Consider the following 16,342-nt stretch of genomic DNA (forward strand, 5'->3'; position numbering starts at 1 on the left):
GTCGATTCGTTCAGTGAGGTTGAGGAAGCGAGCGGATTGAAAATCCGCGGCCATGCAATGCTGGAATCAGGTGGGAAAGCGCCAAGACGGTCTGGTCGCGAACACGAGCATGAGTAGCCCGTCCCAACTCCTCGGGAGGACATCCATCGTGCAAGAGCACGATTGCACCCGCCCGGACAGAGGCCAGCACAGCGTCAACAATCGCGTTAACGCCCGGACGAGACCAGTCTCGCGGATCGACCGACCAGTGCAGGGCGGTCAGTCCAGCCCTCGCCGACGTAGTGAGCACCTCATTGCTCCACATCCCATAAGGCGCACGCATGTGCCGCAGCTGGGCCTGGGGGCACGCCATTTTTATGGCCCTGCTCGCCGCTAGTATTTCATATTGCACTTCGGTGAGCTCGCATCTGGACAGGTCCGGATGCGTCATCGTGTGGTTTGCGACCTCGTGCCCATCTGCGATCATTCGTCGGATTAGTTTCGGCTGGTCCGCCGCGTACGCGCCGATGACGAAGAACGTTGCGGGCACTCGGTGTTCCGCGAGCACATCCAGGACATCCGGAGTGCAGAGTGGATCGGGACCGTCGTCAAACGTCAGATAAACGCCGCGACTTTCAGTGCGGTCAGCGTATTCGCTGCGCACTTCGCATAAGCGGTCGAGGTATGTCACAGCTCAGGCCCGTTCCGATCAATCACCGTACCAGCCGGCCACTCGCTGATCGGCCGTCCAATCGGCAGAACCAGGACAAGCACGTCCTCGACGCGCGTGGGCGATAACTTCAGATACACATCCGGAAGGGTGGACCGCACGCGGACCCCGGAGATAATGGTTGCCAGACCGCGGCGGGCCAGCAACCTTGTAAGATGTTCCTTCAGCGCATGCCGAACCGTACCGAAACCGAACGGAACGGCAAGCTTCTGCAGTACTGGATACATCACGCGCATTGAGTGCGTGATTCCGAGTCCCTCAAGATCCGGACGTACCCCGTACAATCCTAGCTCGGCCACTAGTAGATCGACGTCTCCGATCTTGATGAAGCGGCGTAGCGCGCCGATATGAGCGGCTACGCCGCGTGCGTCGTAGCCGATTACACGGAGCTCAGGTCTCGCGCCGGCCCAACTTCGATAGTCTCCGAATGGTTTCGCATTGAATTCCCCGGTGGGACCATAGGTCTTTCGGAAGAAGTCGGAGAGTTCGATATGGTCGGCGAGGCGCAGTTCATTTTCCCAGACCACCCTCCACCGCACCGGCGAGCGCATGGACACACCTGCCGTAGAGCTGGATACGGCAATATTCATAATTGCCTCGCATGCACTGTCTGGCGCTTGACGATGGACTTGATGCACGCGAGCCGTTCGCTTTCGATGAATGGCTTCAGCCGGGAATGGGAAACGCTGGCTGCGGCCAGATGCTGGCATAGCTCGAGCCCAACCACTCCGGGCCACTGAACATTCGCTATCAAGCAGGACGTGCTGCGAGAACGGCTGAATCGCAAGAACTCCTCTGCGCACTGGACAGATTCGCAATTTTCGCCTGTCAAACAGAGTGCGCCTGTCAGCGCTCTACGGACCGATGCGTCGCTATCCGCGACGGAGATTACATCGAGCGCATGTGCCATTCGCACCAGATCCACTGGGGACTTCTCCTGCATTTTGCGCACGATTTGGCTGCTATGGACACGCGATAGATTTGGCCGGGTCGCAAAGGCATTTGCCGCCTGCAATCGGCAGCTCCTGACTGGTTGCGACGTTAGAGCGAACTGGCCGGCTGCATCAATTCTACGCAGGTAAACGGCCAATATAGAAACAGTTGGAGAAGCTATACGAACGTTTACCGGTACTGAGCGGCGATGCGACCTGCGGCACGCCTGTCGCGTCAAGCCACTGCGATGCAGTTTGCGCAACCCGTTGAACACTCTGGATCCAATGGACATGCGCTTCGATCGGCACTCGGGGTGCAGCTGAGACTTTTTCGCGGAGCCGGGGCAAAGACCGATAAGCATTCCTGATATGCCTGAACTTTTTGTTTGTCCCGACCGACGGCTTTGCTATCCGCCATTCGGCACAGTTGGTAAAATCGATTGTTTTTATTGAACTCATCCAAAGGATGGATAACTCCACGCTATGCGCTTCAAAGGACTGGATCTAAATCTTCTCGTCGCGCTCGATGCTCTGATGACCGAGCGCAATCTCACCGCGGCGGCACGCAGCATCAATCTGAGCCAGCCGGCCATGAGTGCGGCCGTCGCCCGGCTACGCGCTTATTTCCGCGATGAACTATTTACGATGAGGGGCCGGGAGCTTGTCCCAACACCACGAGCGAAGCGGCTCGCAGCACCGATTCGCGAGACTCTGATGCACATTCAGCTCTCCATTATTTCCCGCGACACGTTCAACCCAGCCGAATCGGACCGCCGCTTCAGGATCCTGCTTTCCGATTTCATGACAGTTGTTTTTTTTCGAAGGATCCTCGACCGTGTCGCGCAGGAAGCCCCCGCCGTCCGATTCGAATTTCTGCCCTTTATCGATGAGCCCGATGAGCTTCTGCGGCGCGGCGACGTCGACTTTCTTGTCTTACCGGAATTGTTCATGTCGAGCGCGCATCCTAAAGCGACACTGTTCGAGGAGACACTCGTGTGCGTGGGCTGCCGCACTAACAAGCAGCTGTCACGGCAGCTTACATTCGACAAATACATATCAATGGGACACGTTGCAGCGAAGTTCGGGCAGGCGCTTAGGCCCAATATTGAGGAGTGGTTCTTGCTTGAGCACGGTCTTAAGAGACGCATCGAGGTCGCTGTGCAGGGCTTTACGATGATCCCGCCGATGCTATCGGGGACTGAGCGTATAGCGACGATGCCCTCAAGGTTGGCCCAGCATTTCGCAAAGACGATGCCCCTGCGGATCGTCGAAACTCCTCTCCCACTTCCCGCATTCACCGAGGCCATCCAATGGCCTGCCCTCCACAATACCGATCCGGCAAGCATTTGGATGCGGCGGATAATGTTGCAGGAGGCGGCCCGCATGGCTTCTCCGCGTGAGACCCCCCGAAATCGCAGGCGCTGCTAGGTTTTGCTCGAGGCCTCTTAACACCTGGTCTCGGCCATCCAGATGCTTCAAGATCACCTGCTCGCTCCGGCCGCTCTCGTATGCCGCATGTCTCGGAAGCCCGCACTGCAAGAGGCACGTACGCCACTTCTGCATGCAGAAGAACCCCTGCAGTTCGATGTCAGCCGCAGCGCGCCCGAATTGGCGCGAGCAGCCGCTGATCAAGTAGCGCTATAATCTTGCTTCGCGCCAGCCGCCTGGCAGGTCTGCCGCAAGATGTTCTAGGAACTAGGCAAAGAGCGCAGCGGAGGGCTTTTACGCGATTGTGGCGGGCTGCATTTGGCACCTGTGCCCGCGAAGTGGTTCAGATATTGCGACAGACGCATTTGTCGAATGAAATTATGTTCAGCTACACCAATGAAATTGCTTGAATCGCACACTGCGTCAGGTTGTAGGCTCACAAACGACGAGCAAAGCTATGCCACGCGGAGCGTCGATAGCGCATCTGCGGCGCTGTTGGCGTAATGGTGGGCAACGCGCCCTACTCTCAGCGGTTCATAGTGATCGATGTAGCGCTGGGAGCGAGCTGAGCGCACCAAAGGCCCTACTTCAAGCCGCGGGCGACTTCCTCGCCCGCTCGCATCTTCCGTTGCGCAACCAACATGCTTGCGACGAGTACGAGAGCCTTCTGTGCGATCGCGCGGGAAGCCCAGAAAGAGCCTAGCTCGGGGGGGCGACTGGGACCTTCATCGAAGTAACCATTGTTGCTCAATGTTTACAACGCAAAGGCTTTCAGCGGGAGACGATATGCGTTTTAAGGGCCTTGATCTAAATCTTCTTGTTGCGCTCGATGCTTTGATGACCGAGCGTAACCTCACCGCGGCGGCACGCAGGATCAAGCTGAGCCAACCGGCCATGAGCGCCGCCGTCGCCCGACTACGCGCCTATTTCCGCGATGACCTATTCACGATGAGAGGCCGGGAACTGGTTCCAACACGGCGTGCCGAAGGGCTCGCCGCCCCTATTCGCGAGGCTCTGCTGCACATCCAGCTCTCGATTATTTCCCAGGATGTGTTCAACCCTGCCAAATCGGATCGCCGCTTCCGGATCCTCCTGTCCGATTTCATGACAATCGTATTCTTTCGAAAGGTCGTGGACCGTGTCGCACGGGAAGCTCCCGCCGTCAGTTTCGAATTGCTGCCACTCGCCGATGCGACCGACGAGCTTCTCCGGCGCGGTGAAGTCGATTTTCTTATCTTGCCGGAATTGTTCATGTCGAGCGCACACCCTAAAGCCACATTGTTCGAGGAGAGACTCGTGTGCGTCGGATGCCGCACGAACAAGCAGCTTCGAACGCCGCTTACATTCGAGAGATACATGTCCATGGGACATGTTGCGGTCAAGTTCGGGCTTACGCGAAAGCCCTCCATTGAGGAATGGTTCTTACTCAAGTACGGTCTCAACAGACGCATCGAGGTTGTCGTGCAGAGCTTTAGCATGATCCCCCCGGTACTATTGGATACTGACCGCATAGGTACGATGCCCTCAAGGCTGGTTAAGCATTTCGAAAACACGATGCCCCTGCAGATCGTCGAACTCACGCGGTCACTTCCCGCGTTTACCGAGGCTCTCCAATGGCCCGCTTTTCACAATAGTGATCCGGCAAGCATCTGGATGCGGCAGATATTGTTGGAAGAGGCGTCCCGCATGAGTCCTCCGTCTGAGACCACGAAAGATGCAGGCGCCCCTACATTCACTTAAATCGTCTTCTCACCTCCTCTTCCATCAATCCGGGTTACCCCAACTGAGCCTTATTCATCCTAAGCGCGAATTCGCAAAGCGTGCTATGTCTCCAATATCTAGACGCATATCTCGGCCGTCTCGCGCGCGCCTAACATAGGCTCCTCTCGGCTCGACGCCATTCTCTGTCGAGCTCGATGGCGATAATTTGCGGCGTTGAAGATTAGTGACCCATTGCAAATGCCTATTGAACCTGCCACACCGGCAATGTTCTCAAGCAAGCGGTTTGGCTCGCTCGAGAGGATAGCGACCCAGTCCAGCAGAGACGGAGCGCGACATGCAAACGACCTACGCGATCAACGACATTTTCTACACATTGTCGGCGGCAGTTCAGGCCCGAAGTCAGCTCCGATATCTACATTCGCTGGACATTCGTTCTCCTCGGAGCTGATGACTTTGCGGGGCGCCTGGTCCTCGGGCCGCACTCCCTCCCCACCTCCAGCAGCGCATCATCTGCAAATCGAAGCGGTTGCAGGACTGATCTGCGACGGCAAGTACGCGCTCCTGGCAATCCAATTGCGCAACTAACTCGCAAGCGCGCTGATATCAGCAGAACTCGACATTCGCCTGCAGGGTTGCGAAGAACAGTAAGACTAGCTAATCGACCCAGATGCGCGCAGCGCACTGGCATCGATTATTCGGAGGCATTGCCCGTCTGGGTGTCCAGCATTTGGTATACATTAAGAAAGCGGGTGCCAAGCTGAGCAACATATTGGGATTATCGTTGTTGGATCCGCATTGGCTGCCGACCGATGCTCGCATCGGCTGCGCGCTTTCTTGCAGCCATGACTTAGAATAGCGGCCTACCGATTGTGGGAATTGTCTTCTTCGCCGTGCCAATCCGGCTGCACAGGGCACTCGGTGCTCGCAAACGTTCCGAGAAAAGCTAGTCGAGTCGCCCGCGCGGCCTTGAGGCGGAGCAAAGCGCGACTGTGTTGCGCAACAGCATCACTTCAACGTATACCGCATCTTCGTCGCTGTACGCCGGCGGCCTGTCTTCTTTTGGCCAAACGTCTTAGCCACGTGCGGCCGCCTTAGCGTTAATCAAGGAGCCGAATGTTGCAGCAATACGGTGGTGTCTACGATCCGGAAGACCTCTCGGTCTTGGGAAGGATTTTTGATGAAGCAGTCGCGGCTTTACCGGCCTCTATGCGAACTCCTGAAAATCGAACGGCAATCGCCACGCTTGTTCTGCAACGTGCAGCAGCCGGTGAGGCCAACTTAGCGTCCCTGATGAACTTGATGGGCGCCATTGCTTCTGCTGCTTGATCAGGCGACTCTCTGAGCGCAGCAACGTTGCTGGCGACAGAAGAGCCGCTTCGCTTGCGCCTGACTCGAAGCAGGTTTCAGGTAGACCATTGAAATAGCTTGAATCTCACGCGACGTCAGGTTGTAGGCTTGAAATTAGAGAACCATGACAAAAGCTACACCACGAAGGCGTCGATGGCGCATTGGCGAGCTTGCAGAGGCTACCGGAGTAACGGTACGCACGCTGCATCACTATGAGCACACGGGCTTACTAAGTGCGTCGGAACGCACCGACGGCGGTCACCGCATGTACGACCGCGAAGGCCTCAAACGGGTACATCAAATCCGAGCGCTACGTGAGCTTGGCTTCTCGCTTTACGAGATCCGTAGAGCGATTGAGGGCAGAACGTCGCTTACTGATCTATTGCGCAAGCATTTGGAGAGAATTGAACTTCAAGTCGCGCGTGCAACCCTGTTGCGAGATCGTTTGCGCAACATGACGACGGACAGTGAATTACAAGTCAGTGTAGATGAGCTACCTGCCACTCTAGATGCAATGTCGCGGGTCGAGGAAGAACGCCCTCAGCCGCTCCCATGCACATGCGTCATAGACTCAGATCGAGAGGAGCGTTGGCTGAAGATCCGCGACGAGCTGCGCGATTGTGTGGATCGGGGCGAGCATCCCTGCAGCGAACGGGCAAATGCTGTGGCGCTTAGAGCGCGCCTGCTGATCACAGAAATTGCAGGAGCTGATTCGACCGTTTCAACCATACTGAAAGTTCTTGCGCGATTGAGCGCGCCACGCAGTATGGCTGGCTGGGATCCCTGCCTAATGCAATATCTCGACCGCGCACTTGCCGCCTTGGACGGATGAACTGCGCTAACCTGCCGCGCATAATGCGTGCGCCCCTGCTGTGTTCTCCATCTATGAGAATAAATTGAGCTTTTTGGCGCCAGGGACGCGCCGGTTGTGGTTTGCCTCAGATGGTTGAGGACCCCTGTCGCTCTTCTCTAAGTTTTGCAGCGACGCTCCTTTGTCGAGACGTGACTTTGACAAATTCATCGAGACGAGCCCCCGAAGGGGCTTGAATCTTACGTGGCGTCAAATTGTAGGATCTCAATACGACGTAGGGACAACTCCACCTAGGCGGGAGGACGGATGGACCTGCAGTACGTTCAGAGTTTCTGGGCGATAGCTCCCGCATTCTCGACGCACTGGATGATCATCGTGGCCTTGCAAGTGCTTGATCGGCGCGAGCCGTTCCGGTTCGGGTGATCGCGGGGTGTACTGGATACTGACGCAGCGTTCGTTACGACTAGTCGGGCTTCGACTCGACATCATGTCGTTGGCTCATCGGTTGCTGCTCCAACAGTTAAGTTAAGGATTACGTATGTCTCTAGCTGCTAGGCTCACGCGTCACGAGACGGTCAGAAGGCTCGAGCACTTCCGCAAGGAGCGGATTGTCAAGGCGGTCTATGCGCCGGATGCGGTGCTGCCGTCGGCACACTTGCAGCGAAAACAGGACGACCGACTAGTGATCAGGGCGGGATGTATTCACGTCGCCTTTGCCGGACAGGAACGGAAGCTCGGGCCGAGTTCCGCATGTGACGTCTCAGGCGCCGGTCCTTACAAAGTATGGAATGCAGGCGACGGACCCGCAGACACCAAATACGTGACGCCGCGGGGATGGAAATGCGAAACGTTTGCAGATCGATTGCAGCGTCAGCAGCGCGTCGGACGTGATGGAATTCCGCTGATCGCCGCGTCCTTCGGCGAACCAATGGTTGGTTCGCTCTGTCGCGGCAGCTGCGGAGGGTCGGCCGGCCGCGGCATATGCGGTGCCTTCAGGCATCCAAAGCTGGCGTTAATCTCATAACCAAGCGGCGCCCTCACATGCGCAGGAACGGCGAGGCTGATAGCAAACTCAAGCGAAAATCCGGAGCTCCAAGTGTCAATTTCTCGAATCACTTCAGCCGCAGGTGCAGCAATCCTCTCTTGTGCTTTGGCTTCGACCGCGCCCGCTGCCGACGTCAATATCGCCGTGGTCGGCCCGATGACCGGAAGTACTGCTGCGCTTGGCGTACAAATGCGCGATGGTGCTACTGCGGCTGTCGATGCGTTAAATGCTTCGGGCCTACTTCCCGGTATCAAGGTCATATTGAGCGTCGCCGATGACGCGTGCGATCCCAAGCAGGCCGTCGCAGTTGCCAACCGGCTGACGATGGATCAGCCTAAGTTGGTCGTTGGCCACTTTTGTTCGTCTTCCTCTATCCCCGCTTCCGACGTTTACGCTGAAGCGAAACTCATTCAGATTTCACCTGGCTCAACGAATCCTCAGCTAACAGAGCGTGGTCTCAAGACGGTGTTTCGGATCTGCGGCCGCGATGATCAACAGGGAGTCGTGGCAGCCGAATATATCCTGCGACACTATCGGCACAAAAGGATTGCCGTCCTTGATGACAAGAGCACTGCCGGCAAGGGCATTGCCGATGTCGTTGCGTCGCGCCTTCAGGAAGCAGGCGAAAAGGCCATTCGGCAAAGCTATGTGGCCGGCGAGAAGGACTACACCGCCCTGGTCTCAAGAATGAAAAGAGACGGAATCCAGATCGCCTATATCGGCGGCTATTACAACGAGATCGGCTTGATTGTGCGTCAGGCCGCAGAAGCAGGCGCAGGTCTCACTGTGATGGGGAACGATCCGTTGATGACCAGCGACTTTTCGGCGATCGCTGGCGAAGCAGCAAACGGCACACTGTTCACCTTTATGCCCGACCCCACCAAGAATGCTCAAGCGGCGGACGCCGTAGCTAGGCTCAAGTCTTCCAAAATGTCAGCGGGAGGCTACACGCTCTACGCCTATGCCGCCGTTCAAGCGTGGGCGGACGCGGTCAAGCGGGCCGGGACCTTCGATGGTCCGCAAGTAGCAGCTGCGCTTCGTTCGCAGCCAATCCAAACAGTAATCGGGCCGGTCCGGTTCGATACCAAGGGAGACAATGCCGCTCCCGGCTTCGTCGTCTACCGGTGGAACAACAACATTGTCGAAGCGATCGAGTAACACTCATCGCTGCGAGCGCACCCAAGCCTAGATCTTCAGCCCTAGATATTCTAGCGAAGTAATGGAAATGATGAAACGTAATTCCGGATATGACGTGCTACTCGGATCGGTTCTCGCGCTCGCGGCACTCGCGTCCTTTCTCGCGCTCGCGGTACTGGTCGTCGAGCTATCCAATGACATCGACGCACCAACGGATGAGCTTATGCCCAACGGAACAGCTCGGCCGATGTCGCTGCGTAATCTCTGTTTAGCTCTTTGCCGCACTTCCACTGTGCGATTTGAGGACGACTCGTTGCGGACTAGTATTTGGTACCCGGACCAACGCAGAGTGATATTGCGGCCAACGCAGAAATGACAGCAATGCCACTCCGTGATCGAGGCGCCTGATTGCTGCACGACACCTGATCCGCTCGACAATTATTCTCTCGGCTTATTCAGGGTGGCGTGGAGCGACAGGTTCATCCCAGCTCCAAACAATTGGGCATTTCGAGCTGCCCGTAGGGAATTTTGGATGGGGGCTGCCCTCGCTGTCCCAACAAACACTCGAACTCTGTGTCCGGCCATCTACGACCGGCATGCTGACAACTGCCAGCGCCCTCGGCGGTTCAACGGGAGAAACCTATGTCCGATGCCAAATTACAAAATGTGCTCTCTTCTCTTTCGCAGGCAGCGAGACAGTTAGATGCTCTGCCGTCCGGCCGGCCTGCGCCGGCCGCTAATTACGTCAAACTAAACACGAATGAGAACCCATTTCCGTTGCCAACAATCGTATGGCAAAGTGCAATTGCGGCGCTTGAGCGGCAGTATCTGTACCCAGAAGATGACAACATTAGCCTGAGGGAAGCAGCGGCTAACACTTACGGCGTCGCGATCGATCATGTGATTGCCGGCAATGGATCATCTGAGCTCCTCGGGCTCATCTACAGAGCATTTCTTGCCCCGGGCGACAGCGTCGCAATTCTGTCGCCGGGTTTCTCATTCAATCGCAAACTTGCTATGTTGCAGGGAGCTCAACTGCTGGAGATCGGATGTAACGAAGCTCAGTCGTTGCCGATAGAGCAATTGCTCGTTGGGCCAGCAAAAGATGCCAAGTTCATTCTGTTGGCCAATCCGAACAATCCGACCGGAACGTTCATCCCTATCGCCGATATCGAACGCCTCCTGGCACAATCGGACCGCCTCGTCGTGTTGGACGAAGCCTATGTCGATTTTGCGCCTGATAATGGCCTGCGGCTCCTCGGCCGCTATCCGAATCTTCTGCTCTTAAGAACACTTTCGAAAAGCTATGCCGCCGCTGGCATTCGCGTCGGCTTCGGGTTCGGCCACCCGCAGCTTATTGGACGGCTTCGTAACATCCAGAACGTCTTCAACATGAATGTAATCGGGCATGCGGTCGGCATCAGCATTCTTGCGCATCGCGCCGTCTATGAAGAGAACCATATGCACATCAGGCATGAAAGACAGCGGGTTGCGACCGCACTGTCGCAACTTGGATTTTCTCTAACGCCCTCCCACGCAAACTTTTTGCTAGCGCGTGTGCCTGCGGGACACGACGGAAGATGGTGGCAGGCCTCTTTGGAAAGGCAAAGAGTACTTGTTGCCTTCCTTCCCGATAACGGTCTTGAAAATTGCATTCGCGTGAGCATCGGGACAAAAGCGCAAATGGATGCGTTTCTGGGAGCCGTCAGTGACATTTCTGACAGCTTAAAGCGAGGAAGATCGCCAGTTGAGCCGCGCTAAAGTCTGGTTTTGCGTTACCCAGGCGAACGTACCACGACGCCGCCAATGGCGAAGATCTGTTGTGAGTGAGCGGCGAACAGTAACAACGGATCTAGTCCCCTTGGCAACGGATGCTTAGGCGTCGAAGAGGGACGGACAATCGTCTCGTGATCAGCGGTGAATACAAAAGCAGAGGAGAACAAATGTGCGGCCACAATAGGAGATGTCGGCGTCTTTGACCCGCTCAGATGCCAAAAACAAGCGAACTTCCTGTCCTGACCTACAATTGGAGACAATCCAGTGAAAGACTCCTTTTCTTCTTCAAAACTAACGTTTGGCATCTTCGATCACTTAGACGAGGACGGCCGCGACATCGCCCGACAATACGCAGATCGCCTCGTCTTGGCAGAGGCGTACGACCGTCTCGGCTTCTTTGCATATCACGTGGCAGAGCACCACTGTACGCCGCATGGGAGAGGTCCATCGCCAAATTTGTTCCTGTCAAGCGTCGCACAGCGCACACGGCAACTTCGTATCGGGCCATTGGTGATGCTGCTTAACCTCTATCATCCCCTACGTGCGTTTGAAGAGATTTGTATGCTCGATCATTTGAGCGGTGGGCGGCTTGAGGTGGGTATCGGACGCGGCTCTCTTCCGCTTGAATTGGGCTACTACGGCATCAGCGCCGACGCGGCGCCAAGCCGTTATGAAGAAGCAAGCGAAATCCTCATCAGCGCTATGAAAGGCGGCACGCTGTCCTATCGAGGTCAGCATTTTGAGCTCAACAACGTTCCTTTGACGGTAAAAACTTATCAGCGTCCAAGGCCGCCGACATGGATTGCCACAAATCGACCCGAGTCCGCAGCTTGGGCCGCTGCCAATGGCGCAAATCTCGCGTGCGTAGGCCCCTCCTCTGCTGTGCGCAAAGTTACCGACGCCTTCCGCGGTAATCGAGAGCCCTACGGCAGGGCTAACGATCAAATGCCATTTCTTGGATTGCTTCGCATGGTCGTGATTGCGCGTTCGGAGACAGACGCCTATTCGCTCGCGGCATCTGCTTACACACAATGGCTCGAGAGCTTTAAGTTCCTCTACGAGCTCAATGCCGTCCCTACACCACCACACCTTCCGCTGACCTTCGATGCGGCAATCGAGAGCGAATTGTGCGTCGTCGGAACGCCAGCTTCTGTGCGACAAATTCTTCTAAATCACCTGGAAGAGGCGGGTGCCAATTACCTTCTTTGTCAACTCGCATTTGGCAATCTGCCATTAGATGCTTCCCTGTGCACGGCAACCGCAATTCAATCCGAAGTCATGGCTGGACTTGGCTGACAATGATTTGCCCGTCCGGCTTTAGAGATCAAGCGTTGTGGCAGCGCTCCGCGCCCTCCCGTACCGTCGGCGGGCAGCATGCGCTCACGATCAGCGGCTCCTGTTTGCTCACCACGACGTCCATGGGTCAACGAGGTGCGCTGTTGCCGCGATCCAGCAGCCGCACGTTTTTCTAACCATACCTACGAGGACTGACTAATGACGAAAGACCGATTCGCCATGGGCTTTGCCCTTGCATTCATTCTGATGGCGAGCTTTCCTGGAGCCGCCGGCGCGGAGGAACCTGCGTACGCGGGGCTGAATGGCGGCGCGCCGATCAACACCGGCGACGTGTTGTCAGGGGAGCTCTACGCTTTGCGCATACGCGATGCCAAGCACGGCAAAAAGGTCACCTACCAGATCATCACCGCGCCGCGCCGGCTGCCCGAGCCGCACGCGCTGTGCAAGCTAGAGACCGGACCGGTAATGTTTCAGCTGCTCACAACTAGCGAAGCACACGCCAGTCAGCTGAAGCCACTAGTCGGCAAGAGGATCTCGGTGAAGGTCGATGAAATCGCCTGTGCCGACGCCGAGCAGATGAGCGAGGCGGTGATCAAGAAGTGGAGTCTGGTGAAACAGCGTTGAGTCGTTAGAGCCTCCGCTGACGATATCCGGCATATCGCGCAACAAGTTGCGGAATTCGCTCCACTACCTTGCAGTGAGCCTGGGCGGCACCGCTTGCCAGCTACCCGCAAGCATGACCCACTCAGGTGTTCCGACTCCACATCAGTGAAGAAAACTGCGTCCCTGACTCTACGAGCCGGCTAGACGATCGGCATCGAACACTGCAAGCGTGCGACTGCTGGCGCGGGACGGCCAGACATCCATCAATGCTGTCCCACTGGGCTTGGGTCAACTCGACACATCGGTCCCGTAATCACTTTTACGAACTGCTTGTGACCTATGATCAACCCTAAGCTGCGCCGCGCAGCATGCGTGCTGGGCAAGCTGCCACCACGGCTGCCCTTTTCATCCACAGAAGTCTGATTGCCATATCGATGCCATCAACCGGGCTATCAGGAACATTTGCAGCAGCATCATTCGCAAAAGGAGAACCGTAAGTGCGCGTTAGTCCGTATTTCGACGAGATCAAGGCTCGCGCGCTGCAACTGCTAACTAGCTTTCGGCCCACCGAAACCACATTCCCTCGAAACAAAGGGGAACTCCGACATGCCGTGCGCGGCGCACTCAGCCAAGCACGCGACGAAATGTACAAGCGCGAGAGACCCCACATCATGGGGTCGCGAGCGGAACGCGCTGCTGTGTATCGGCGCACTCACTTCAACGTTGGCAACTTCACGCGAGCAGAGCGGGAAATTTGCAAGCTCATGTGGACGCGGCTGTACCACTGACGATGGCGCCTCTATTGCCACAGCGCTCAGCATCGGCAGCTCTTACATACATTGCAGCGTTTTGGCACAAGATCAAATCGCGCGTCGCGCCTCGCGAAACTCATCGTTTGAATGTTTTAGACGCGGCACTCTTCCGCATTTGCATCCCAACCACGGATTTGAACCTAATGCACGATACAAATGGCGACGTTTCGTCGGGAGACTCTGCGGGCATCGCAAGAGACAGCAAATCCGGGCTTAATCAAGCTCGTCATCGACCGCTACTTCAAGCGAGAACGGAATGGACGCCACCTGCTCGGCGAAATCTGTTCCCGACGTGGTAAAGCGCGTCAAGGCGCAAAAGCGCGAAGAAGACGAGCCCCGCCTCATAGCATCTGCTCATCGCCGGTGCCGAAGAGCGCTTACCGGTCGGTCGGCAAGCCATCAGATTAAGCAATACTGCGCAATCATCAAGGAGATCTGCGGCTTCTCAAGTAGACATCTCCCATCGATAATTGCAACAGGATCCGGCGTTACGTCGAAGCGCGCCGCGATGATGTTCGAGTGCTGAACAAACGTTCACACGATCCCGTTCGGCTCGCCAAAGAACGCAGGAATGCCAATCCCAACCCCTACTGACGACGAGAAGGAGGATCAACTTGTCTGAGCAGCGACTGATCACGGCAGGCGCCTCGATCGAGAGAATCGATCGTGTATGTCAGAGCTTTGGCACATATACTGAGAACTCGATTTCCCCATCCGTTCGAGGCGCGATGCACGCAATGCTCGATGAGGATCTTCTTTTGGCGAGGGCGCGAATTCTCGACTATATCGCGAAGCATGAGGCGCACCATCGATGAGTATCCCTGCGGCCGTTTAAGGTACTGAGTCTCTTGCCCTCGCCGAGGAGCGCTTCGCGTGCGCTCGCGTGGTAATTGACGCTGATCCCTAATATTTGCGACCTGACGCTGGAGTTCAGGATGCGGATCATCCCGCAAGCGGGCGCGTCATGACGCGGCATCGTGGGAGAGCTCCGGGTAAGCATTTCGATAGTTGGGACTTCGCCGGACCGCCCCGGGGCGAAATCCGCCACCTCCTCCTGACTTGATGGCGTGCTGATAAGCACCCGGCGAAGCGGCCAGTCGAACTCGGACATTGCTTTGATCCCCTGCCGCAGGGCGTTTCCGGCGAATGTCTATGAAGCCTTGGGTTGCGCGGGAAGTCAGTAATTCTGCATTCCGTGATGCGTGAAGGCGATCACGTCTCAGTGGGCAAATCCATTCCCAATTGCGAGTTATAATCGACAGATTTTTGCTATTTGGTCACACGGCCACGTAGCAAATCGCGGTAACGGTGGTCTGCCATCCATTTTGCTCGCGCCAAGTGACTATCAAATGCACTGCGAGCGCGCGACGGTTCGCGATCCGGATCGATATGCAAAACGATCCGAGCAACCTTCTTCCAGTCGGCGCCGTGGGCCTCGGCATCGAGAAGCCGCAAATACGTGACCAGATGCCGTTCATCGTAGCTCGTGAGCACCGGATCAACCGGAGCTGAGTCGGCGACATCAGGATCGAGTAGCGGGGTCTGCATGAGTGCTATCAACTCCATTGATCGATTTTAGTGCTTGTTCGTAGGTATATGCACATAACCGCCACATTGTTATCAGGTCGAGCATAATATTACTTAGAACGAGTAGCTATCGGACGAGCTGCGTACGTCGCTTGTCGACTTTCCCGCTTAATATACCACGTAGCGCCAATATACGCGATTGCTTCCTATCCTGCGGATGGACATTCGCAAGGTCGTTGGAGCAGACCCTTCGCTTGGCCCTAGGCTAAGTCAGGAAGCCGTTGCAGAACGTATGGGCGTCGATCGCGCCTTCATCAGGAGCATGGAGCGAGGCTGCAACCGACGGGGATCGGCCGTCCGTCTTCCTCGATCTGGAAATCGCCGAACACTTGCTCAATCAGTTCGTCCGCGCGGCCGCAGACCTCGAAGATGACATGCAGTTCGGAAAACGGCGTCCACTGCGCGATGTCGACGATGCGCCCTTGAGCATCTCGGCAATGATGTTGAAGACGGCAATCCATGGTCCCGTTTGGTTTGGTTCGAGATGATACCGCGGATGCGGGCGCAAGGGCTCAGCGCCGGAAAAAGTTCGCTACGGCCTCGATGACCTCCATGCGCGACGGATGGCCGAGCGTCTTTGCGAAATCCTCATTCAGCAGATCGGCGGGTTACCCTGCCGCCTGCCGGCCCCGGTCGCGCCCTCGACGATGTTTTCCTGCTCCGCCTCATTGAGATCGTCGCGATCAGTGATCCAGGTCTGCAACAGCGCATCGCGTTCTCCCGGCGCGAGCGGCGTGGCATCGTCGGGCTCTTAGAGATCGCTCACGGCTCGTTCCATAGGTCGCGCTCCTTGATCTGGTCGGGATATATGCCTCGATGCGCGCTTCAAGATTGGCATCGCTGGTCGCCTGGGCTTCCAGCTTCATGATGTGAGCGACACGGCCAAGGTCCCGCATGGCGATTTTGCGCGCGCGCACGGCATGCTGCAGAAAGCTGTTCGCTACGAGGGCACAGACGAGCCTGTAGTCGAGCGCCTTGGCCGGCGCGGCGCAGCGTTTTGAGCTGAATTGCGCCGGTTGCCTCCAAGCGCTCGAGCGCCTCGACGCTTAGTGGGCGGATTGGAGCCGGCCGGCGAATTGCACGCGGTCATTCCCAAGGCCTCGCCTATGGCCCGGATCCAACCTTTTGGCGGCATGC

11 protein-coding genes are annotated in these 16,342 nt (G+C 56.7%); 8 read left to right on the forward strand and 3 right to left on the reverse strand.

The window, feature by feature from the left end:
• Window positions 1-10 precede the first annotated feature (10 nt).
• A complete protein-coding gene (gene nodB / locus HCN50_RS28925) occupies window positions 11-670 on the reverse strand; it encodes a chitooligosaccharide deacetylase NodB (protein ID WP_171713260.1) in 660 nt (219 codons plus the stop codon).
• Window positions 667-1,299: a NodA family N-acyltransferase gene (locus HCN50_RS28930; RefSeq protein ID WP_283812132.1), complete on the reverse strand. Its 633-nt coding sequence runs from the start codon at window positions 1,297-1,299 to the stop codon at window positions 667-669. Before HCN50_RS28930 ends, nodB begins: the two co-directional genes overlap by 4 nt.
• 825 nt (window positions 1,300-2,124) lie before the next feature.
• Here HCN50_RS28930 and nodD1 point away from each other — a divergent pair.
• The 8 genes from nodD1 to HCN50_RS28970 all read left to right on the forward strand — a co-directional run bounded on the left by nodD1 (window position 2,125) and on the right by HCN50_RS28970 (window position 12,827).
• A complete protein-coding gene (gene nodD1, locus HCN50_RS28935) occupies window positions 2,125-3,069 on the forward strand; it encodes a transcriptional regulator NodD1 (protein ID WP_171713261.1) in 945 nt (314 codons plus the stop codon).
• 786 nt (window positions 3,070-3,855) lie between these two features.
• On the forward strand, window positions 3,856-4,809 hold the full coding sequence (locus tag HCN50_RS28940; protein WP_171713262.1) for a LysR family transcriptional regulator: 954 nt from the start codon (window positions 3,856-3,858) through the stop codon (window positions 4,807-4,809).
• A 1,095-nt stretch (window positions 4,810-5,904) separates the two neighbouring features.
• Window positions 5,905-6,117: a hypothetical protein gene (locus HCN50_RS28945; protein ID WP_235977276.1), complete on the forward strand. Its 213-nt coding sequence runs from the start codon at window positions 5,905-5,907 to the stop codon at window positions 6,115-6,117.
• 145 nt (window positions 6,118-6,262) lie between these two features.
• Window positions 6,263-6,970 carry a MerR family transcriptional regulator gene (locus HCN50_RS28950; RefSeq protein WP_171713263.1) on the forward strand — a complete coding sequence of 236 codons (708 nt, stop codon included), beginning with the start codon at window positions 6,263-6,265 and terminating at the stop codon, window positions 6,968-6,970.
• 1,075 nt (window positions 6,971-8,045) lie between these two features.
• The gene (locus tag HCN50_RS28955) at window positions 8,046-9,152 is read left to right on the forward strand and encodes a branched-chain amino acid ABC transporter substrate-binding protein (protein ID WP_171713264.1); all 1,107 of its coding nucleotides are present in this window, start codon (window positions 8,046-8,048) and stop codon (window positions 9,150-9,152) included.
• 621 nt (window positions 9,153-9,773) lie between these two features.
• Window positions 9,774-10,892, forward strand: a complete 1,119-nt coding sequence (hisC, locus tag HCN50_RS28960) for a histidinol-phosphate transaminase (protein WP_171713265.1) — start codon at window positions 9,774-9,776, stop codon at window positions 10,890-10,892.
• 279 nt (window positions 10,893-11,171) lie between these two features.
• A complete protein-coding gene (locus HCN50_RS28965; RefSeq protein WP_171713266.1) occupies window positions 11,172-12,203 on the forward strand; it encodes an LLM class flavin-dependent oxidoreductase in 1,032 nt (343 codons plus the stop codon).
• Window positions 12,204-12,401: 198 nt separating this feature from the next.
• Window positions 12,402-12,827 (forward strand): hypothetical protein, encoded by a 426-nt coding sequence (locus HCN50_RS28970; protein WP_171713267.1) that lies wholly within the window; start codon window positions 12,402-12,404, stop codon window positions 12,825-12,827.
• A gap of 2,060 nt (window positions 12,828-14,887) precedes the next feature.
• Here the strand turns inward: HCN50_RS28970 and HCN50_RS28975 are convergent.
• Window positions 14,888-15,166: a DNA -binding domain-containing protein gene (locus tag HCN50_RS28975; RefSeq protein ID WP_171713268.1), complete on the reverse strand. Its 279-nt coding sequence runs from the start codon at window positions 15,164-15,166 to the stop codon at window positions 14,888-14,890.
• Window positions 15,167-16,342: the final 1,176 nt, after the last annotated feature.

The sequence above is a fragment of the Bradyrhizobium archetypum genome (assembly GCF_013114835.1).
Lineage (GTDB): Bacteria > Pseudomonadota > Alphaproteobacteria > Rhizobiales > Xanthobacteraceae > Bradyrhizobium > Bradyrhizobium archetypum.